This window comes from Paenibacillus sp. JT31N7, from assembly GCF_059692095.1.
Genome location: NZ_JCAUAT010000002.1, coordinates 693,359 through 714,057, shown reverse-complemented (window position 1 = coordinate 714,057; position 20,699 = coordinate 693,359). Strand labels below are relative to the sequence as shown.

Annotated in this window: 17 protein-coding genes; 14 read left to right on the top strand and 3 right to left on the bottom strand. The window is 57.0% G+C overall.

Going from position 1 to position 20,699, the window contains the following annotated elements; translation table 11 throughout:
* The first annotated feature begins 172 nt into the window (after positions 1-172).
* The 3 genes from AC58P5_RS13490 (at position 173) to AC58P5_RS13480 (ending at position 6,741) form a co-directional block, all read left to right on the top strand.
* Complete coding sequence (locus AC58P5_RS13490; protein ID WP_497387200.1) at positions 173-5,395, top strand: hypothetical protein; 5,223 nt, start codon at positions 173-175, stop codon at positions 5,393-5,395.
* Positions 5,359-5,943: a CvpA family protein gene (locus tag AC58P5_RS13485; RefSeq protein ID WP_497387198.1), complete on the top strand. Its 585-nt coding sequence runs from the start codon at positions 5,359-5,361 to the stop codon at positions 5,941-5,943. The genes AC58P5_RS13490 and AC58P5_RS13485 overlap by 37 nt, the downstream gene beginning before the upstream one ends.
* A gap of 216 nt (positions 5,944-6,159) precedes the next feature.
* Complete coding sequence (locus tag AC58P5_RS13480; RefSeq protein ID WP_497387196.1) at positions 6,160-6,741, top strand: hypothetical protein; 582 nt, start codon at positions 6,160-6,162, stop codon at positions 6,739-6,741.
* 215 nt (positions 6,742-6,956) lie between these two features.
* On the opposite strand, the gene AC58P5_RS13475 is transcribed toward AC58P5_RS13480, so the two are convergent.
* Both AC58P5_RS13475 and AC58P5_RS13470 read right to left on the bottom strand, forming a co-directional pair.
* Positions 6,957-7,325, bottom strand: a complete 369-nt coding sequence (locus AC58P5_RS13475) for a cupredoxin domain-containing protein (protein ID WP_497387194.1) — start codon at positions 7,323-7,325, stop codon at positions 6,957-6,959.
* A 198-nt stretch (positions 7,326-7,523) separates the two neighbouring features.
* Positions 7,524-7,889: a phage holin family protein gene (locus AC58P5_RS13470; protein WP_497387192.1), complete on the bottom strand. Its 366-nt coding sequence runs from the start codon at positions 7,887-7,889 to the stop codon at positions 7,524-7,526.
* A 272-nt stretch (positions 7,890-8,161) separates the two neighbouring features.
* On the opposite strand from AC58P5_RS13470, the gene AC58P5_RS13465 reads away from it, so the two are divergent.
* The 6 genes from AC58P5_RS13465 (at position 8,162) to cysK (ending at position 15,131) form a co-directional block, all read left to right on the top strand.
* A complete protein-coding gene (locus AC58P5_RS13465; protein WP_497387190.1) occupies positions 8,162-10,522 on the top strand; it encodes an endonuclease MutS2 in 2,361 nt (786 codons plus the stop codon).
* 120 nt (positions 10,523-10,642) lie between these two features.
* On the top strand, positions 10,643-11,317 hold the full coding sequence (locus AC58P5_RS13460) for a PspA/IM30 family protein (protein ID WP_326055073.1): 675 nt from the start codon (positions 10,643-10,645) through the stop codon (positions 11,315-11,317).
* 95 nt (positions 11,318-11,412) lie between these two features.
* Entirely contained in the window at positions 11,413-11,832 is a 420-nt protein-coding gene (locus AC58P5_RS13455; protein WP_009676216.1) for a DUF350 domain-containing protein, read from the top strand.
* 161 nt (positions 11,833-11,993) lie between these two features.
* Complete coding sequence (locus AC58P5_RS13450; protein ID WP_497387188.1) at positions 11,994-12,512, top strand: hypothetical protein; 519 nt, start codon at positions 11,994-11,996, stop codon at positions 12,510-12,512.
* A 266-nt stretch (positions 12,513-12,778) separates the two neighbouring features.
* Entirely contained in the window at positions 12,779-14,110 is a 1,332-nt protein-coding gene (locus AC58P5_RS13445) for an MFS transporter (RefSeq protein WP_497387186.1), read from the top strand.
* 94 nt (positions 14,111-14,204) lie between these two features.
* Complete coding sequence (gene cysK, locus AC58P5_RS13440; protein WP_497387184.1) at positions 14,205-15,131, top strand: cysteine synthase A; 927 nt, start codon at positions 14,205-14,207, stop codon at positions 15,129-15,131.
* Between the two features lie 256 nt (positions 15,132-15,387).
* Here the strand turns inward: cysK and AC58P5_RS13435 are convergent, their stop codons facing one another.
* The gene (locus AC58P5_RS13435) at positions 15,388-16,899 is read right to left on the bottom strand and encodes a glycosyl hydrolase family 18 protein (RefSeq protein ID WP_497387182.1); all 1,512 of its coding nucleotides are present in this window, start codon (positions 16,897-16,899) and stop codon (positions 15,388-15,390) included.
* Positions 16,900-17,333: 434 nt separating this feature from the next.
* Between AC58P5_RS13435 and AC58P5_RS13430 the strand changes: the two genes are divergently transcribed.
* The 5 genes from AC58P5_RS13430 (at position 17,334) to AC58P5_RS13410 (ending at position 20,672) form a co-directional block, all read left to right on the top strand.
* Positions 17,334-17,642, top strand: a complete 309-nt coding sequence (locus AC58P5_RS13430) for a GNAT family N-acetyltransferase (protein WP_497387180.1) — start codon at positions 17,334-17,336, stop codon at positions 17,640-17,642.
* Positions 17,643-18,011: 369 nt separating this feature from the next.
* A complete protein-coding gene (locus AC58P5_RS13425; RefSeq protein WP_009676149.1) occupies positions 18,012-18,503 on the top strand; it encodes an Lrp/AsnC family transcriptional regulator in 492 nt (163 codons plus the stop codon).
* A 12-nt stretch (positions 18,504-18,515) separates the two neighbouring features.
* Positions 18,516-19,712: an aminotransferase class I/II-fold pyridoxal phosphate-dependent enzyme gene (locus AC58P5_RS13420; protein ID WP_497387178.1), complete on the top strand. Its 1,197-nt coding sequence runs from the start codon at positions 18,516-18,518 to the stop codon at positions 19,710-19,712.
* Positions 19,713-19,782: 70 nt separating this feature from the next.
* Complete coding sequence (locus tag AC58P5_RS13415) at positions 19,783-20,043, top strand: aspartyl-phosphate phosphatase Spo0E family protein (RefSeq protein ID WP_497387176.1); 261 nt, start codon at positions 19,783-19,785, stop codon at positions 20,041-20,043.
* 53 nt (positions 20,044-20,096) lie between these two features.
* On the top strand, positions 20,097-20,672 hold the full coding sequence (locus AC58P5_RS13410) for a hypothetical protein (RefSeq protein ID WP_497387174.1): 576 nt from the start codon (positions 20,097-20,099) through the stop codon (positions 20,670-20,672).
* Positions 20,673-20,699 lie beyond the last annotated feature (27 nt).

Sequence of the window (20,699 nt, the reverse complement as noted above, 5' to 3'; positions counted from 1 at the left end):
GCTGAAATATCAAGGCTACGGAAGGAAATAGGGCCGGTCGCATCGAATTCTTTTTCGATGGACCGGCTTTTTTCTATAAAACAAGGAAACAAATGGAAAAATCCGATGTCTTCAACCGGAACCGCCATGCAGGCGGCCGGATTCGAGTGTTTAAACCGAAGGAGGATATCTCATGAATTCGGAAGAAAAAACGAAAATCATCGTTGATATATATGGAAATGAATATAAGCTGAAAGCCAGCAACAGTCCCGGCTACGTGCGCAAAGTGGCGGCGGAAGTCAATGACCAGATGGTGCAGATCGCCGAAAGCTATCCGAGACTCGATACCTACAAAATCGCGGTGCTGGCGGCCGTCAATCTGACGGATGAGAAAGCCAAAGTCGAACAGAGGTTCAGCGAGACGGAAAGTCGGCTGAACGATTTGCAGCGGGCGCTTTCCAAAGCCGACGCCGCGGTGGAAACGGCACGCGGGCAGCTCGAAAGAGCCCATCAGGAAGAGCAGCTGCGCAAAGCGGAACTGGCGGAAGCCCGGGAGCAGGGAGCTAAGGCCGCCAAGCGCCAGCAGGAGCTGACTGCATCCCTGGAGCAGACGAAGCAGCGCGCGGAGCAGAATCAGCGGGAGCTGAACGCGGCGAAGGAAAAGGCCCAGCAGGGAGCGAAGCGGGAAGAACAGCTCAAGGCGGAGCTTCAGCAGGCCAGACAAAGTACCGAGAAGCTCCAGCGGGAGCAGGCGTCTCTTAAGCAGCAGATGGAGAAAGAAGCCCGCAAGGCCGATCAGTGGAAAAAGGAGCTGGAGCAGGCGGCGTCGCAAATCAAGACGCTTGAAAGCAAAATCGGGCAGGCGAAGCGCGATGCCGACTCGCTGCTTGAGCAGTTGGAACAGGAAAAAACGGCGGCCGGTCAGGCGAGAGAAGAATCGGCGGCCGCGCTTCTGCAAATCCAGGAAGCCGCTGAGAGGGAACAGACCCTGCGGGCCGAGCTTCAGCTGGTCAAACAGCGCAGCGAGCAAGTTCAGCGCGATCTGCAGGCGTCCAAAGAGCGGGAGCAGCAGCAGACCGGGCAGATGGAACAATTGCGGCAGGAACTGGCGGAATCGGCTGAAAGAGAAGCCGCGGTCCGGAAAGAAGCGGATCAGGCGAAGCAGGATGGCGAAGCGTTTTTGGAGGAGCTGGAGTTTGAAAAAGCCGCCGCCGAAGAGAACCGGCAGCAGGCCGCAGCCGAGCTGGAGAAGCTTGCCCGCGAGCAGAAGAACACGGAGGAACAGCTCCGCCAGTTGAAGGATGCGCTCGAACTGGCAAAACTGGAGGCGGACGAAAGCCGGGAAAGAGAAGAGCGGCTGAACGCCGATGCTCAGCAGGCGGCCGAGCGGGAAAAAATGCTGCGCAGCGAGCTCCAGCAGGCCCAGCGGGACGCCGAAGCGCTTCTGGAGGAAGCGGAGCTTGAAAAAGCCGCGGCGGAGAGCTTGAAGGAGCAGCTCCGCGAAGCCGGGGAGCGCGAGCAGACGCAGCGCACCGAACTTGCGCTGATGAAACAGCGCGGGGAGCATATGCAGCGCGAGCTGGCCGAAAGTAAAGAACAAACCGCACAGCGCGAGCAGAGTCTGCGGGAAGCGGCCGATCAGCTGGAAGAAATTCGCGACGAGCTGGAAAAGTCCCGTAAAGACGCGGAGGCGCTTCTGGAAGAACTGGAGGCGAACAAGGCTTCGGCGGAAGAAGAGCTCCGTGAATCTACGGAAGCGCTCAAAGCGGCACGCCTTGAATCCAAAGCGGTGCGAGAAGCGGCAGAGAACGAGAAAGCGGCGGCGGAAACGAGACTGCGAAATGCCGAAGAAGCGCTGGAAACGGCGCGGCGGGAAGCGGAGGAGAGCCTGACGACGGCCCGGATGGAAGCTGCGGAGAAGCTCGAAGCTCTGCGGAAGGAGTCTGCCGAGCAGTTGGAGCTGGCGCAGCTTGAAGCGGAAGAGCAGCTGGAAGCTTTGCGCAGGGAAGCGGCCGATCTGGAAGCGGCGCGGAAAGAGACCGACGCGCAGCTGGAAGCTATGAAACGGCAAAGCGCCGAGGAGCTGGAGCTGGCCCAGCTGGAAGCCGAGGAAAAGCTGGAGACCGCACGACGTGAAGCGGCAGCGAAGCTGTCGGAAGCCGAGAACGAAGCGGCTGCCAAGCTTCTGGCGGCCGTACGCGAGGCCGAAGAAGTGGAGGCCGCCCGCAAGGAGGCGGCAGCCAAGCTGGAAGAAGCCCAGCGTGAAGCTGCGGCCGCGCGCGAGGCTTTCCGGCAGGAGCTGGAGGCGGCGCGTGAGCGGGCCGAGCAAGAGCTGCTGGAAGCGATGGAAGCGGCGGAACAGGAAAGCGAGGCCCGCAAGGAGGCCCAGCGGGGCCAAGAGGCCGCCGAAGCCAAACTGCGCGAAGCGTCCGAGGCTCTGCGGGCATTGGACCTGAGAGCGTCCGGGCTGGAAGCGGAGAAGGAAGAAGCTTCCGCGCGTCTGGAAGCGCTGGAGCGCGAAACCGCCGAGCGATTTGAAGCTTTGAGGCGTCAAGGAGCCGAAGAGCTGGAGTTGGCGCAGCTTGAAGCGGAAGAACAGCTCGACATCGCAAGACGGGAGTCGGCAGCGGTGCTGGAGGAAGCGCGGCGCGAAGCCGGCGAGAAACTCCAAGCCGCCGCGCGCGAAGCGCAGGAGCTGGAAGCGGCCCGCAAGGAAGCGGCGGACAAGCTGGCGGAAGCGCAGCGTGAGGCCGAGGCCGCGCGTGAAGCGTTCCGGCAGGAACTGGCTGCCGAGCGGGAGAAGGCCGAGCAGGAGCTGCTGGAAGCGATGGAAGCGGCTGAGAGGGAAACAGAAGCGCGTTTAGCGGTGCAGCGCGAGAAAGTCGACACGGAAGCCAAGCTGCGCGAAGCGTCCGAAGCACTGCAAGCCGCGGAGCGTAAAGCGGCCGAACTCGAAGCGCAGAAGGAAGCCGCTGCGGCACAGCTGGAAGCTCTGAAGCGGGAAAGCGCGGATGAGCTGGAGCTGGCACAGCTGGAGGCGGAAGAGCGCCTGGAAGCCGTGCGCAAAGAAGCGGCGGCCGAACTGAAAGCCGTGGAGAACGCTGCTGCGGAGAAGCTTTTGGCAGCGGAGCGCAGGGCCGAGGAGGCTGAGGCCGCCCGTAGGGAGGCGGCGGACAAGCTGGAAGCGGCACGCCGTGAGGCCGAGGCCGCGCAGGAAGCGCTTCGCCGGGAGCTGGAAGAAGAGCGCGAGAAAGCGGAGCTGGCTCAGTTGGAGGCGGAAGAGCAGATGGAAGCTCTGCGCAAGGAAGCGGCGGCAGAACGGGAGTCTGCGCAGAGCGCTGCCGCGGAGAAGCTTCAGGCGGCGGAGCGCAGGTCCGAGGAGTTGGAGTCTGCCCGCAAGGAAATTGCCGTTCAGCTGGAAGCGGCACGCCGTGAGGCAGAGGCCGCGCAGGAAGCGCTTCGCCGGGAGTTTGCCGAAGAGCGGGGGAAAGCGGAGCAGGAGCTGCTGGAAGCGATGGAAGCGGCCGAACGGGAGACCGAGGCACGTCTGGCGGTCCAGCGCGAGAAGGAAGCCGCGGAAGTCCGCCTTCGCGAGACGGAGCAGGCGCTTGCGGCCGTCCGGCAGGAAGCCGGGGAGCTGGCGGCTTCCCGCAGCGAGGCGGCGGAAGAATTGGCCGCCGCCCGGAAAGATTTTGCCGAACAGCTCGAGTTTGCGGAGCTAGAGGCGGCGGAGAAGCTGGAGGAAGCTCACAAGGAAGCGTCCGAGAAGCTGGCTTCCGCACAGCGGGAAGGCGAAGCCGCCCGCCAGCGCGAACTTGCCGCGGAACGCGAAAGAGCCGAGCGGGAGCTGCTGGAAACGGCGGGAGCCGCGGAGCGGGACAAAGCGGCGCGGGAAGCGGCCGAGATGGAGAAGGCCGCTGCCCTGGCCAAGCTGCGCGAAACCTCCGAAGCGCTTGAAGCGGCCCGGCAGGAAGCCGAACAGACGCGCGAATCGGCCGCGAAGCTTGTCGATACGCTCCGTGCGGAGCTGACACAGGCGCGGCAGGACGCCGAAGCCCTGCTCGAAGACCTCGAGCAGGATAAATCCGCAGCGGATGAGGAGCTGCGGAAAGTATCCGAAGCCCTGCGCGCCGCACAGCAGGAAGCGGCAGCCGCCGCGAGTGCCGCAAACGCCGCGAAAGCCGCGGAGCGGGAAGCGGAAGCCCGCGCAGCCTCCTTGCGGGAGGAAATGGCGGCCCGGCTGAAAGCCTCCGAAGAGCGCGAAGAAGCGCTGCGCGCGGAGCTGGGGCAGGCGCGTCAGGACGCCGAGGCGCTGCTGGAGGACCTGGAGCAGGGGCAGAGCGCCGCGGCTGAGCGGCTGCGTGAAGCGGAGAAGGCGCTGGAGGAAGCGCGTGCGGAAGTGGACCGCGCCCGTGAGGACCGCGCCAAGCTGGAGGCTTCCCTTAAGGAAGAGCTGACCGAAACGCTCAAGCAGGGCGAACTCATGCTGAGCCAGGTAGCCGCCGCTCGGGAAAAGGCCGACAAGGAGCTTGCGTCCGAACGCGGCCGTTCGGCCCAAGAGCGGCTTGCGGCAGCGGAACTTGCCGCTCAGCTGGAAGCGGCCCTCAAACGCGAAGAAACGATCCGGGGCGAGCTGAACCGGGCACGTCAGGACGCCGAAGCGCTCCTCGAAGATTTGGAGCAGGGCCAGGGCGCGGCGGCGGCCAAGCTGCAGGAGACGGCAGCCGTATTGGAAGCCGCCCGCGAAGCTGCGGTACGCGAGCTGGCCGCCGAGTGCGACAAGTCCGCCGAAGCGCGGCGCAAAGCGGAAGAGCTTGCCGGACAGCTGCACGAGGCGCTTGCCGGCCGGGAAGATGCGGCCGAGAGAGAGGCGAAGCTGCGCGAGGAACTTAACCGGGTGAAGGCATCCGGAGAGGCGCTCAATGCCGAGCTGACGGCCGCCCTCCGCGAAGTAGCCGCTACCCAGCAGATGGCTCACGAGCAGGTGCTCCAGGAGCAGGCTATCCGCCGGGAGCTCGACGGCTCGATGCAGGAGCGCCGCTCTCTGCAGGAAGAGCTGGACGCGTACCGCCAGCTTATGGACGAGCAGGCTGATCACGAGCGAGCCAGCCTTGGAGAACTGGGCGGCCTGCGCGGAGAGACCGAACAGCTTCGCCAGGAAGTGGCCCGGATTACCGAAGAACTGGAAACGGAAGCTAAGCGGAGCGGACTTCTCCGGCATCAGCTGGAGGAATTGGAGCAGGCTCACCTCCAGGCGGAGCAGGGCCTCAAAGAAATGAGCCGTCTGCATGAACAGACGAAGGGACGCTGGGACGAACTGCAGGAAGAACACCGCAAGCTCCAGGACGAGTATGCGAAGCTTCAAACGGAGTATAACGAATGGATTCAGCTTGTGATGGAAGAACCGAAGAAATAATGACTCTTCCTTCCTGGAATGTGCTGGATTGGTCTATCCTCGTGCTTATCGCCGGAGGACTTGTTCTGGGCTACGCGCGGGGATTGATCTCTCAGCTGGTTTCAATTGCCGGATTGTTTATCGCCCTGTACGTCGCCGTCCGTTTTTACGAGCCCGTTGCCACGTATTTACTGCAATGGCTTTCCCTTTCTTCTTTTTCCGGTTATGATAAATATGAGTTTTTGGTAAAAGGGCTGAATTTGGAGCGTTATATCGCGAATGCCCTCTCTTTTGCCCTGCTGTTCTTTCTGGTCAAGCTTGCCCTTGGAATCGGGGGGAGAATGCTCAACCTGATTGCCCGGCTGCCTGGTTTGCATACCGTTAACCGGGTGACGGGGGCGCTGCTCGGAGGGATAGAAGCTTTTGTGATTGCCGCGGTTGCGGTTCATATCATGACGATCCTGCCGTCCGATTATGTTCAAGACAAGCTCGGTCAGTCCCGGTTTGCTCCTTATATCCTGAATGACGTAATGGAATGGGCCCGGAAATTATGGCAGCAGAGCATGTAAGTTCAAGGATCCTTCCTCCCGTAAGGGAGGTTTTTTATTCATTATAATCGGCTCTCCAGCGAATCCGGTCGGCGTGAAGCGCGGTTGCTGGAATTTGCACCGGTACTCCTCGTACAAGCAAGACTACGCAGATGCACGCGGCTATCCCGCCTAAGCCTGCTTCCGTCACGGCGAGCGACGACGATGCGATTGTGGAGCAAGGGAGGGAGAAACCGTATGGAACAGACGTTAGCCGCCGGCAGCGTTGTGACCACAGCTTGTATCATGGCTGCAGCATGTCTCGGTTGGTTTTATGTATGGATTCGTAGAAAACAAAAAGCGGAGGGTGCCGCTCTCCTGCAGTCGGTCATAACGGCTTTGGCCGTGACGTTCTTTTTCCTGCTGCCGCTGCTGATTATGTTCGTGTGCGTCTATGCGGCTCTACTCAGTGCGGGGACGTTCCTGCCCGACAGTGTCTGGTTCCAACAGTCCGAGGATCTGCTCAGCCTGGCTCTGCTGCTTATTTTCGCCCAGACGCTGCTGAGCATTCCGGTAAGGCTGCTGCTCCGGATGGGGGCTTTGAAGGGGCTTGGGGAATTCCGTAAAAAAATCGGGATGCCGCTCATTCCGCTGCAGCTCAGCCTGACGATGCTGACTCTCGCCCTCGGCTATCTGGCCGCTAGGGAATGGCATCTCACTTCTGTCGAACTGACCGAAAGCGGGCTGTATTACGTGTCGATTCTGCCGCCTCTCGCCGCATTCGGTATTTTTACCCTGCTGCGCAGAAGGAGAGGAGACCATCCGGGCCCCGGCGCATAGGCTGGTGAGCGGGGACAGACTGTGACAGGTATGTCCTTTCTTGCCGGAAAAGCGTTCACGTGTTGCGGCGCCGCATGACGGAAGTCAATCTAACAGCTTTCCAGGGCCCGCTGCACCTGCTTTGCGGCCAAACCAAAAAGGCTTGCGGACGTATCGAACGATACGTAACCGCAAGCCTTTATTTAGACTCGCCGGAAATGACCGGCGGGCTTATTTTATTCTACAACGAGCTTGGCCGTCATTGTGGAGTGGCCGCTTCCGCAGGGAATGCTGCAGAGAATATTGTAAGTGCCGGCTTTTTCCGGAGTAATGACTTTGCTCTTGCTGTTGTTGTCGAGACTGACCTTCAAATCGGGAATCGATACGCCGTGAACGCCTTCTTTGATTTCCAGGTTGATTTTCAGGGGCTCGCCTTTTTTGACTTTATATTCAGGCTGATCGAATTTCCAATTGGAAGCTTGAAGCGTAATTTCCTGGCTTGCCGTCGCGTTAGCGTCCGTAGCCGTAGTATCCGTCTTTTTGCCGCAGGCGGCCAGAGCGAATACAAGGACCAGAGCCATCAGCAGTGCTGCTGTTTTTTTCATAAAATTCCCTCCCTTTGTTTCATACACCCTCATCATACACCCGGAAGGCGGGGAAGTCAGCGGCTAACAAGTGAACCCTTTATGACAAATCGTCGATTAGGATGTGAGGAAATGGTCGGGGTAAAGGAGGAAAGAGGAAGATGAAAAAGACCGGATTCCGCTCGGGAGAGCGAGAATCCGGCCGCGGCATCCCGCCGGTCAGTGCGTGCTTTTGTGTCGGCTGTCTTTTCTGTCAAACGGAGAGACCGGAATAAACAGATCGACAATTCCGACGACAAGAGCGGCAAGGATTGCACCGATGATGGAGGCGCGTACGCCCGTAACGATGAACTGGGACAGCCAGATGACAAGCGCGCTTGTCAGGAAGCCCACGATTCCCCGTCCGAACGGCGTAATCTGCCTGCCGAAGATGCTTTCGATAATCCAGGCCAGCACAGCAATGACGATGGCCAGCAGCAGGGCGCTTACGAACCCGCCCACTGAAAAACCGGGAACGATCCAGCTGACAACCATCAAAATCAGTGCGGAAACGATAAATCTGATCACATGACCGAGAAATCGCATCGGAAAGGCACCTCCTTGATTTGTTGACGGAACGGCGCAACGCAGCGGTCGGCGCTTGATTCCCCGTTTGAACGGGTTCTCTTCTTCTTGCGGCCCGAGGACCGAAAGACGTAAACGTGCCGCCGCGTATCATGGCAGGATGCGCGTCTTTTAGCATGCCCGCCTTCGCGCTTTCGCATGAACCGGAGGTTATAAAAGAACTCTCCATAGCTTCGCCGTCCCGGATTGGATATAATAAAGAGATCATATTAGATGTGATGAGGGAGAATGCTTTGAATACCAAAACGTTTAAGACCATGGAATTTCATAAAATCACACATAAACTGAGCAGCCACGCGGCCACCTCGCTGGGAACGGCTAAAGCGGCGGAGGTAAAACCTTCGGGGGATTTCGAAGAAGTGAAGCTGCGCCTGCAGGCGACGGACGAAGCTTTCGCTGTGGACCGTCTTAAGGGCGGGGCTCCTTTCGGGGGCATCCGCGATATCCGTGCGGCCGTTCACCGGGCCAGAGTGGGCGGAATGCTCAACCCGAGCGAGCTTCTTGATATCGCGACTACGATCTACGGGGGCCGACGGCTTCGCAAATTCCTGGAGACGATGGATGAACAGCATCCGGTTCCGATGCTTTTGAGCTGGGCCGAGCTGCTGAGCGACAACAAGGAGACGGAGGATCGGATCAAAAGCTGCATCGACGACAACGCGGCGGTGATGGACAGCGCGAGCGGCGAGCTTTCCCGGGTGCGCAGCGAGCTGCGTACGGGCGAAGCGCGTGTACGCGAGAAGCTGGAGCAGATGATCCGCAACCCATCCGTGCAGAAGATGCTGCAGGATGCGCTGGTCACTATGCGGGGAGACCGCTATGTCATTCCCGTTAAACAGGAATACCGCTCTTCGTTCGGGGGCATGATTCATGATCAGTCCGCTTCGGGAGCTACCCTGTTTATCGAACCGGAAGCCGTCGTTACCCTGAACAACCGGCTCCGCGAGCTGAAATTCAAGGAAGAAGCCGAAGTGGAGAAAATTCTCCGGATGCTGACGGCCCAGGTTGCGGAAATCGAGGAAGATCTCCTCTCGGACGTCGAGCTGCTTGCTCAGCTGGACTTTACGTTTGCCAAGGCCGGACTTGCCCGTGAAATGAAAGCGACGCTGCCGGAGCTGAACGACCGGGGCTTTCTTAAGCTGAAAAAGGCGCGTCATCCGCTGATCCCGCTCGACAAAGTCGTTCCGATCGATCTGGAACTCGGCGGGAGCTTCACGACGATTATCGTGACGGGTCCGAACACCGGCGGTAAGACGGTTTCCTTAAAAACCGTCGGCCTGCTCAGCCTTATGGCGATGTCCGGCCTGTTCGTTCCGGCGGAGGAAGGCAGCGAGCTGTGCGTCTTCGACGGCATCTTCGCCGATATCGGCGACGAGCAGAGCATCGAGCAGAGCCTCAGTACTTTCTCCAGCCATATGACGAATATTATCGGCATCCTCCGGGATATGACGCCGAAGAGCCTCGTGCTCCTCGATGAGCTGGGCGCCGGCACCGATCCGGCCGAGGGCTCCGCGCTTGCCATCTCGCTGCTGGAGAACATCCACCGGATGGGCTGCCGCATGATCGCGACGACCCACTACAGCGAGCTGAAGGCGTACGCCTACGAGCGCCGCGGCGTGATCAACGCCAGCATGGAGTTCGACGTGCAGACGCTGAGCCCGACTTACCGCCTGCTCGTCGGGGTTCCCGGCCGAAGCAACGCGTTCGCGATCGCGGAGCGCCTCGGTCTTCCGCGCGCGATTATCGACAAGGCGCGCGGACAGGTCAGCGACGAGGACCAGCGCGTCGAGTCGATGATCGCCTCGCTGGAGGAGAACCGGCTGACCGCCGAAGCGGAGCGCCACAGCGCCGAGCAGATTCGGCGCGAGAACGAAGAGCTGCGGGCGGCGCTCTCCGCGGAGCGCGCCAAGCTGGAGGAGCAGCGCGACAAGGTGCTGCTCAAAGCCGAGCGCGAAGCGCAGGACGCGATCGCCAAGGCCCGCCGCGAAGCGGAAGAGATCATCGCCGATCTGCGGCGTCTGGCGAAGGAAGAGGCCGGCGCGATCAAGGATCACAAGCTGATCGCCGCCCGCCGACGCCTCGACGAGGCCGAGCCGAAGCTCCGCAAGCCGGGAGCTAAGCGCCCCGAGCGGAGCAAGGCGGAGGTCGAGCCGGGTGACGAGGTGCGCGTAGTGAGCCTTGGCCAGAAAGGCCACGTCGTGGAAATCGTGAATCCGTCGGAAGTGACGGTGCAGCTCGGCATTATGAAGATGAAGGTGAACAAGACCGACCTGGAAGTGATCAAGGCTTCGCCTCAGAAGAAGCCGGTTCAGCAGGTGGCCGCCACGGTTAAAAGAACTCGGGACGATAATATCCGCATGGAGGTCGATCTTCGCGGAACGAACGTGGAAGAAGGCATCATGGAGCTTGACCGGTTCCTGGACGAATCGTTCCTAAACAACTTTGCCCAGGTGTACGTCATCCACGGCAAAGGAACGGGCGTGCTGCGGACGGGCATCCAGGACTATCTGCGCAAGCACAAGCATGTCAAAAGCTTCCGGATCGGAGCCTATAACGAGGGCGGCAACGGCGTAACGGTGGTTGAACTGAACTAACGGGATGGAAGTTCCGTAAAAATATTTGGAAATGATTGAAACGTTCTTGCAGGTCCCCCGTATGAAAAAGTATGAAAGTTTTAAAAGCACAATTCAAACGAAAGCGGGAGGGAATTCCAAATGGGAATTTTTAAAAGACTTAGAGACTTGACGATGGCTTCGATGAACGATTTACTCGATAAAGCGGAAGATCCGGTAAAAATGCTGAACCAGTTCCTCAGAGACATGGAGCAGGACATTCAGGAAGCGGAAGTGGCGGTAGCCAAGCAGATCGCGATCGAGAAGAAATTCAAGCAGCAGTACGAAGAAGCGGAAGAAATGGTCGGCAAGCGTACGGAGCAGGCGATGAAAGCTCTGGAGCAGGGCAATGAAGACCTCGCCCGCCGCGCGTTGGAAGACAAGAAAGAGCACCAGACCCGTTTCGACGAAATGAAGCGCCAGTACGACATCGCCAAAACGAATGCCGATCAGCTTCGTAATCAGCTCGCCGAAATGAAAGACGAATTTTCGAAAATGAAAAACAAGAAAGACCTTCTGATCGCCCGTGCCGAAGCGGCGAAAGCCCAGAAGCACATCAACCAGGCGATGTCCGGTTTCGGAACCGACAACGCGGCGAAAGGCTTCGACCGCATGTCCGAGAAGGTGCTGCAGCTTGAAGCCGAAGCGCAAGCGAGCGGCGAACTCCGCTCCAAAGGCAAGAGCCTGGACGACGAACTCGACCAGCTCGGCAAGAACGACGGAATCGACGACGAGCTTGCGGCCATGAAAGCGAAGCTGGCTGAAAAAAAACAATAAGCATGATATAATGGCGGTATGCCTAACGCGGAGACTGAGAATTTTCTCAGTCTCTTCCCTTGTTTACCATTCCTTGCGACGGAGGAGGCATACATTTGTACGAAGAGGTGAATCAGTTGGTCAGCAATCCTTACCTTGGAGCGCTAGCGTACTTCTCTGTGGCGGTCGTGGCCGTTATCGTATTTCTTACCATTTTCGAGATTGTAACGAAGTATAACGACTGGGAAGAGATCAAGCGCGGGAATGTCTCTGTAGCTATGGCTACGGGCGGTAAAATATTCGGGATCTGCAATCTGTTCCGGTTTGCTATCGAAAACAACGATTCGCTTATCCGCTCTCTCATTTGGGCCGGATACGGCTTCCTTCTATTGATGGCCGCTTATTTTATTTTTGAATTTTTGACGCCGTATTTTAAAATCGACGAAGAAATCCAGAAAGACAACCGCGCGGTGGGACTGCTGTCGCTGATGATATCCGTCTCCATTTCGTATGTCGTCGGAGCGTGCGTGCCTTAAAGGGCGGCATTCGAATCCGGCTCTTCGGGCGCTTGGCGATGGCGGAAAGGAAAGCGAAAGATGAAATATTTATGGGGAATTTTATTTGCTCTGGCCGTATTGTTTATGGGGCTGGGCGTCTGGTATTTGATGAATCATTGACCTGTCGGAGGTGAACTGGCGTGAACGAGGAAGAACTGAAAACCGTATGTCCGTGGTGTCAGACGGAAATCGTATGGGATCCGGAGATCGGACTGGAAGAAGAATGTCCGCACTGCTATAACGAACTGAGCGATTACCGCAGTATCCGGCTTGGTGCGGATGAAGAAGACGGGGAAGAGCCGGCTAACGAAGCGGAACCGGCGGCCAGTCCGGATGATTTCCTGGACTGGGAAGAAGACGGCAGCTACACCAATCAATACGCCGAAGCCGTCCAGAATGTGCTGGATACCCAGGAGGAAGCGCCGGAGTGCTCCGCCTGCCGGGAACTTATGCTCCACGGTGGCACGCAGGTAACTGCGGGTACAGGCTATACTCCCGTCATACCGGGACCGGTCGGCAGGCCTTTCCTGAATCCCGGCTACAAATTGAATGTATTTGTCTGCCCGTCCTGTTTCAAGGTCGAGACCTTTTTGGCGGAAGAAGACCGGGAAAAGCTTCTGGCCGTTTTGAATCCGTCCAAAGAGGGAACGGACAACTAAAGAGATCCATTGTAAACCGCTGCCGTCCTTGGGACGGCAGCGGTTTGTTTTTCCGCTTCGCATGAGGCTCACGGAGCTGTGTTCGGCTTCATGACTGCGGTCAGCCGCCATGCCGCGGCTTGGGCTGGAGCGGTGCGGCGTTCACGCATGAGCGGGGTCTCCTGGCAAGGAAAACAGGAAAAAAACGGAACCTGTTTGCTTCTTTGAAGAGACCTTCTTTTGGACAGGATAAGGAAGATCAGGCTTCGAAAGGAAGGGATTTGAGGATGCAGCAGGACAAATACCGGGGCCGCTCCCGGCTGGCAGGCTGGCTCGGAACAGCCGAGGAATCGGCCGAAGCGCAGCCCTGGGAACATGAAGCGGATACCGCAGCTTCCGCGGGGAAGAAGAAGAAACCTACCATTGGAAGACTGGATGCCCAGTCCGCCCTGCTGCTTATAGAAAATATGCTTTTCGCGGCCGCCAACGCCTTGTCCGGGACGTTCGTCAGTATTTACCTGTGGAAAGCCAAAAGCGATTTTGCCATGATCGGATGGTTTACACTCACGCATCAGCTTGCGATGGCGCTCACCTTCTGGGTGGCGGGCAAGTGGGTGAAAGAACATAACAAAATGAACTGCCTCCGTGCGGGCGTTGTCATGTCGGCGGTTTTTTACCTGCTCGTTCTAATGCTCGGTCTGTCCAGCGTGAATTACATTTTTCTGCTCGGTGCGGTTCAGGGGATGGCTTCGGGTTTTTTCTGGCTGGCGTTCAACATCGTCTACTTCGAGGTTACGAGCAGGGAGACACGGGACAAATTCAACGGTTGGGCGGGCTTGCTGGGAGCGGGCGTCGGGATGCTGGCCCCTTGGATTTCCGGACTCATCATCGTTCATATGACGGGTACGAGCGGTTACCGGGTTATCTTCTCGATCTCGCTCGGTATTTTTGTTCTCGGCGTGGCGGTGAGCTTTTTCCTGAAAAAGCGGAAGATCGAAGGCACTTACGGCTGGACGTACGGTTTCCGTCATTTGCGGCAGGGCGATACTCCGTGGCGGCCGGTGTGTGCCGCTTTGATGGCGCAAGGTTTCCGCGAAGGCGTATTCGGGTTTATGATTTCGCTGCTGGTGTATATCGCTACGACGAGCGAGCAAAAGCTCGGAAGCTACGCCTTGGTTACTTCGGGAGTTTCCTTCGTCAGTTTCTGGCTGGTGGGCCGTGTGCTGAAACCCAAATACAGAAGCAGAGGGATGCTCATCGGGGTCCTAATGGTGATCGCGGCTATATTCCCTTTTTTCTGGAAAGTGAATTATATGACTTTGCTCGTATTCGGAATCGGGACGTCCCTTTTTCTGCCGCTGTTTACGATTCCCATGACGTCGTCCGTATTTGATCTGATCGGAAAAGACGAGGAGAGCGTGAAACACCGGGAGGAGTTCGTCATTTTGAGGGAGCTGGCACTGAATGCCGGGCGTGTTCTGGGTACGCTGCTGTTTATTGCCGTTATTTCTCAAAGCACCTCTCCGATGGTAATCAATACGCTGCTGCTTGTGATCGGAAGCGCGCCTTTCCTGAGCTGGCTCTTCATGAGAAAGGTTCTGAACCCAGAAAACTCTTGACAGAGCTGTCCATTCCTATAAAAATAGTGGGTATATGTTTGGAACCCAATGTGTTGGAAAAAGGAACAATCGTGCTTCGGGGAGGAGACCGGTAATGAGCGGGAAATTGGTAAACAGCATCGCGGAACTGATTGGAGACACGCCTGCCGTACGGCTTAACCGCCTGACAAGCGAAGAGCATGCGGAAGTCTATGTTAAGCTGGAATATTTCAATCCGAGCGGGAGCGTAAAAGACCGCGCGGCTTATAATTTGATAGCGCAGGCCGAGCAAGACGGCCTGCTGAAGCCCGGCGCGACGATCATCGAGCCGACGAGCGGCAACACCGGCATCGGACTGGCGATGAACGCGGCCGCGAAGGGGTATAAAGCGATTTTGGTCATGCCGGATAACATGACCAAGGAGCGGATCACTCTGCTCAAGGCCTACGGAGCGGATGTGGTGCTGACGCCTGCGGCGGAACGTATGCCGGGTGCCATTGCCAAAGCGCTGGAGCTTCAGCGCGGCATTCCCGGCAGCTTCATTCCGCAGCAGTTCGAGAACAAGGCGAACCCGGACATTCACCGGGTGACTACCGCCTTGGAGATTCTCGAGCAGACGGGCGGCAGGCTCGACGCGTTCGTCGCTTCGTCCGGCACGGGCGGGACGATCACGGGCACGGGCGAGGTGCTCCGCGAGCGGATCCCGGGCATCGAGATCTACGTAGTCGAGCCCGCCGGATCGCCGGTGCTGTCGGGCGGAGAGCCCGGCCCGCACAAGCTGGTCGGCACGTCGCCGGGCTTCGTGCCGAAGATTTTGAACACGGACGTCTACGATGAGATCGTCCGGGTAGAGGACGAGGATGCGCTGCGCACCACCCGCGAGCTCGCGGCCAAGGAAGGCATCCTCGTCGGTCCGTCCGCTGGCGCGACCGTGTGGACGGCCATCCAGGTGGCCCGCAAGCTGGGTCCCGGCAAGCGCGTCCTGTGCATCGCGCCCGATACGGGCGAGCGTTACCTCAGTATGGGCATCTTCGGCGAATAAAACGCGGGATGGCGGCGCATACGGCCTTATCACATCACTGCGTCATTCCGCGAGGATAAATTTCCGCGTAAGAGGCTCGTTCAGACCGATACAAGGTCGGACACTTGATTATCAACAGTCGATCCGGGGCGTTCTCATACAGCACGTGCCGAATAGGGCGCGCAATCGGTGTCCGCATGAAAAGAGCTTTCCCAAAGTTCAGGGAAGGCTCTTTTTTTGGCCGCTCGCCGTTTTATACCGGCGACGGTTTCTAACGTTAAGGAGTCCCGTTGATCCAGCGGGAGACAAAGTCCGCGGTTTCCGCAGTGCTGTTTCTGGCCCCGTCAAACCACCAGACTCCCGAACCGGCAACGCGGGCTCCTTCTTGAATGGCCTGATTAACGGCTATCGAATGATTGGCCGCGTTTTCGTGAGGAAGGTGCGATGCCGTGTTTTCGTACACGCCCGGCCCGAGCGGAACCAGGGCACAGTTGGCCGGAAGCGCGCTGCTGAACCGTTTGACGCTGTCCTTGATGGCCAGCTTGTAGGAAGACGCATCCGAGGTGGACTCGTTTGCGGGGTAGGGAGCCGGACCGCTCGGATCGGTCGTGTCATAGTCCATGACGACGATCATATCAAGCAGAGCACCGAACTGCGTAATTTCACCGGCGGGCATGCTGGAAGCGAACGGGTTCCCGTCGATGGACAAATGCTTGGAAGGTCCGATCGCCGTTCTCACTTTTTGGATAAGCTCTCTGTAATCTTGGCTGGCGGCGCCCGCTTTCAGCGGTTCGAAATCCAGGTTGATTCCGTCGAGGCCGTACTTCTCGACCATTAGTTTACAATGCTTCGCGATGTTGTCGTGCATTACGGATTTGGAGACGGAAGGGGTATGCAATTTTGCGGGTTTATCCGCAAATTTTTCCTGCCAAGGCAGCCCCTGCACATGGAGAATGGAATTTCCGTTCACCGAACCGATCAGTTTCATTTCGGGAGCGAGCTGCCGGGACATTTGAACCCATCTGCCGAGCTGAGCATAGGAGGCGGGTCTCATCGTGCCGTCCATCGGAAGCTGTTCATCGTCATCGTACGTTTTGCTGTCGTAATCTTTATCGAAAAAACCGATGTCGATCATTTGAAACTTCGTCTGATACGTTTTCATTTGCCCGATAACGGTTTGAATCGTGCTGTCCGTTTGGGGATAAAGCACCCAATCGGGGGTGGTGAAGACGACGTTGTTCGTCCGGTAGGCGGTATCGGCTGTCCATGCCTGAACTTCGACAAAATGGTTGTAGGCATTGGCAGAGCTTCCGTTGGAGTAGATTCTTAAGTAGCGGGCATTTACGGGGTTGAAGTGAATGGTTTTACCGTCCGCCGTGCTCGCATACTCGGCATCGGTTCCTTTTCCCAGGCCGGAGGAGCCGTCCGCGTCATTGTTGAAAACGGTAGTGGCTTTCGTAAAAGCCGCGCTGTCCGATACTTGGACGATCACATCCTTGTACGTCCGCTGATCAAGGTAATACTGCCACAGTGCAATCCGGTCGATCTTGTAGCTTGCGCCGAAATCCAGCTGGATGTAGGTGCTGCCGGTCCCCGCTTCCGTAAACCGTGTACTGTCATCGCTTTTGCCGTCCGTGGATAGAGCCGGGTTGGCAAGGGCCGTGTTTGATACGGGAATTTTGCCCGCCGCTATATTATTGCTGGAAGCGGAAACGGAGGATACCCCCGCATAGGACAGTGCGGAAAGCAGAAGTGCTGCCGCAAGCGTGCTTTTTTTCAACATATTCATTGAAGATCCCTCCCGGTAAGATTGGATGAAACAGGAATGAAAAATCAATCATCCCTTTAATTAATAAGGACACCTTACGAATCAAATGTATAACGGTATCCATTTTTTGTCAACTTGGAGAATAGAGGAAGATGATTGAGAATTTGTAAATAAAATCAAACCGAAAGCCCATATGCATGTGAGTATGCGAAAATGCTCACCAAATTTGTGAAGGATACATATAAAGAACGGAAAGTTTCGTCTCGACACCCGCAGGCGTTAGTGCGGAATGGCCGGAGTGTTTTGGCCTTGCGCGTATTGCGGACGTTTCTGAAGGAGGGGAATAGGTTTCTTGGCGGAAAGTGCGGAATATGAGAGCAAGTCATTGAATAAAAATACAGTATCATGTATAATTATCACATATTCACTTGTCCGTAGAAAGGTGGCCTACATTAATGATTTCGTTGTCCGGTGAAATGCCTAAACCATGGGTCTTGAATCCCTTTATACAATCCTATACAGAATTAACTTCACAGAAGGTCGATCGTAAAAATCTGAAACAGATCGCGAACGGCCGGTTTATTTCCGCTTACGAGGATCAGAAGCTGGTTGGAATCGCGTTTTGTACCGGAGACGTAGAGTGGGAGAACGAAGTATCCCTTTCGGTTCTTATTCTGCCTTCCTACCGCAAGAGAGGGATCGAATCGGCCATGCTGCGTCTGCTTCGCGGCAAGCAGTCGGCCTACAGCCGTACAGTAGGCTGAGCGGAATGCAGCCGTCAGGACGGCGGGCTGTCCTACAAGCACAACAAAGCACGTCTGGCTGCCCCGGAAGCCCATGCATAGGCAGATTGCTTACGCAGAAAGGATTTTCGGGCAGAGAGCTGCGTGACGGAAGCTTCGGCAGGCCGCAGCGGTTGGCCTTGCGGTTCACCGCCGTCGGGCGATGCCGCACCGCGTGCCGGGGCAAGTAAAGGAAGCTGCAAGGAGCACGTGCTTGCGGCTTTTTTGCGCTTCCGTTTTTTATTGAATTCGGCGGGGGCTGCGTGTAATATGGAAGATAACGATTTTCCCGATCCGATGCTTGATTTCATTGGACCTTATTCATGATGATTCTTAGTAGGAGGCTTGACGATGGACGATTTGAAGCACAAGATTCTGGATATTCTGAAAGAGGATTCCCGCCGTTCTCCGGCGCTTATCGCGACCATGCTGGGAATTACGGAAGAAGAGGCGACGGCGGCCATCCGCCAGATGGAAGACGAGCACATCATCGTGAAGTACGCCACCGTGCTCAATTGGAGCAAAGTGGACAGCGACAAGGTGAACGCGCTGATCGAAGTGCAGATCACGCCTGAACGGGGAACCGGATTCGACGCGATTGCGGAACGCATTTATTTATATCCGGAAGTGAAGTCGGTTTATCTGATGTCCGGAGCTTACGATCTGCTTGTGGAGATCGAGGGCCGTACGCTGAGAGAAGTGTCTTCTTTCGTTTCCAGCAAGCTGTCGACACTGGACCGGGTATTGTCAACCAAAACTCATTTTATTCTGAAAAAATACAAACAGGATGGAATCATTTTCGATGACCGTGAGGATGATCATCGGATGCTGGTCTCACCATAAAGGACGATGACGATGATAAACCAGGAAGAAATCGGACGAAAACCGAAATCCATGCAGGGCTATTTGTCACCGCTGGTCCGGGACATTCCTCCTTCGGGCATCCGGCGTTTTTTTGATTTGGTAAGCGGAAGCAAGGATATTATTTCTCTGGGCGTCGGGGAGCCGGATTTTGTGACGCCTTGGCATGTCCGCGAGGCATGCGTGTATTCCCTGGAAAGAGGCCGGACGAACTATACGCCGAATGCGGGCCTCCCTGAGCTTCGCGAAGCGATCGCCGAGTATTTATATACGCATTTCGCCGTAAAATACGAACCTTCGAACGAGGTCGTCGTAACCGTTGGCGGCAGCGAGGCGATTGACCTTGCGCTGCGCGCGCTGATTACGCCGGGCGATGAAATTCTCGTTCCCGAGCCCTGTTACATCGCTTACAGTCCGATCGTTACGATCGGCGGGGGAATCCCGGTCGGCATCGAGACCTTCGCGAAGGACAGCTTCAAGCTGAAGCCCGAGGCGCTCCGCGCAAGTCTGTCGCCGAAATCCAAGGTTCTCGTTCTGAGCTATCCGAGCAACCCGACCGGCGGCATCATGACGTACGAGGATTGGGAGCCGATCGCCCGGATCGTGGAAGAGAACGATCTGATCGTCATCGCCGATGAAATTTATGCGGAGCTCACGTACGGAAGCAAGCATGTGAGCTTCGCATCGCTGCCCGGCATGCGGGACCGCACGATTCTCGTCAGCGGCTTCGCAAAGGCTTTTGCCATGACGGGCTGGAGAGTCGGCTACATGTGCGGGCATCCGGACCTGATCTCCGCTATGCTGAAGATCCATCAGTACACGGTGATGTGCGCTCCGATCATGGGTCAGATTGCCGCTCTTGAGGCGCTCCGCAACGGACTGGAGGAGAAAGACCGGATGATCGAGTCCTACAACCAGCGCCGGCGCCTGGTGGTTCAAGGCTTCCGGCAGATCGGTCTCGACTGCCACGAGCCTCAGGGCGCGTTCTACGCGTTCCCTTCCATCGCTTCGACAGGCCTCAGCTCGGAAGAGTTCGCTCAGCGCCTTCTGACCGAAGTGAAGGTGGCGGCCGTGCCGGGACAGGTGTTCGGCAACGGCGGAGAAGGCTTCGTCCGGTGCTCCTATGCGACTTCCGTTTCACAGCTGAACGAGGCTTTGGACCGTATTGGGTCTTTTGTGAAAAATTTGTAAAGACTTGTCCCAAAAAATAGTTTTCAGAATCGGAAAAAACTGATATCTTTAGGGTAAAGGAGGGATATGTATGGCTTATTTAGAATATCGTCTGGCCGACAACTCGGGTTGGTACAGCCATGACGTTTCCGATCAACGCTGGTTATCGAAACGACCTGTCAAATTAGCCTCCCTCTTTCACCTGGAAGAAGAAATTCAGTTTATGCGGAACAGACTGGAGCAGATGGTCCAGTCCGGTGAGGCTATGACTTCCGAGTCTGTAATTGAAATGAGTATGCTTCTTGATCATAAGATTAACGAATATATGAATTTAGTCCAGAAGAGCCGGTAAATGCCGGCTTTTTTGCAGCGTTTGCACAGCTATCAGGCAACGGAGGGGTTACGATGACACAGAAACGCTGGTTTCCGGCTGCGGTACTGCTTTTATTATTCACCGTCTTGGTTTCCGGGTGCGGGAAGGCCCAGCCCAAAGCGGATGTTTCCATCTTTATGATGGCCCGTGAAGGCATACCGGTCGATGCCGCTTTTAAGCTTGAAAATTCGTTGAAAGCGCTTGTGGGGGACAAGCCGTCGATCTATTTGAGTACGTCCCCGCTTTTTTCCAATGAGAAGATGATCGTCGAAATGGGGTACGGCAATCACGGTATCCTGATCATCCCGGAAGAGCAGTTTAAGATTTATGCGGCCGAAGGGGCATTTTTGCCGCTGGAAGAGCATTTCAAGCAGGAGGACTATCCGGAGGGCGTGCTCGAGGCGACGATTGAACCTGGCGGCAAGAAAAAGAATCCGCCCGAAGAGCCCAAGAAGGAGACGCATCTGTACGGCATTCCGCTCCAGTATTCCAAGTGGATGAAGGATAACGGCTTGGAAGGCAAAGGGCTCGTCGCTTTCATGGCGGTGAACAGCCGCAATCCCGAGCAGTCGTTCGAGGTGCTCAAGAAGATCGCCGCCAAATCGTGACGTGCCGGCCGTGCCGGGAGCTGCACG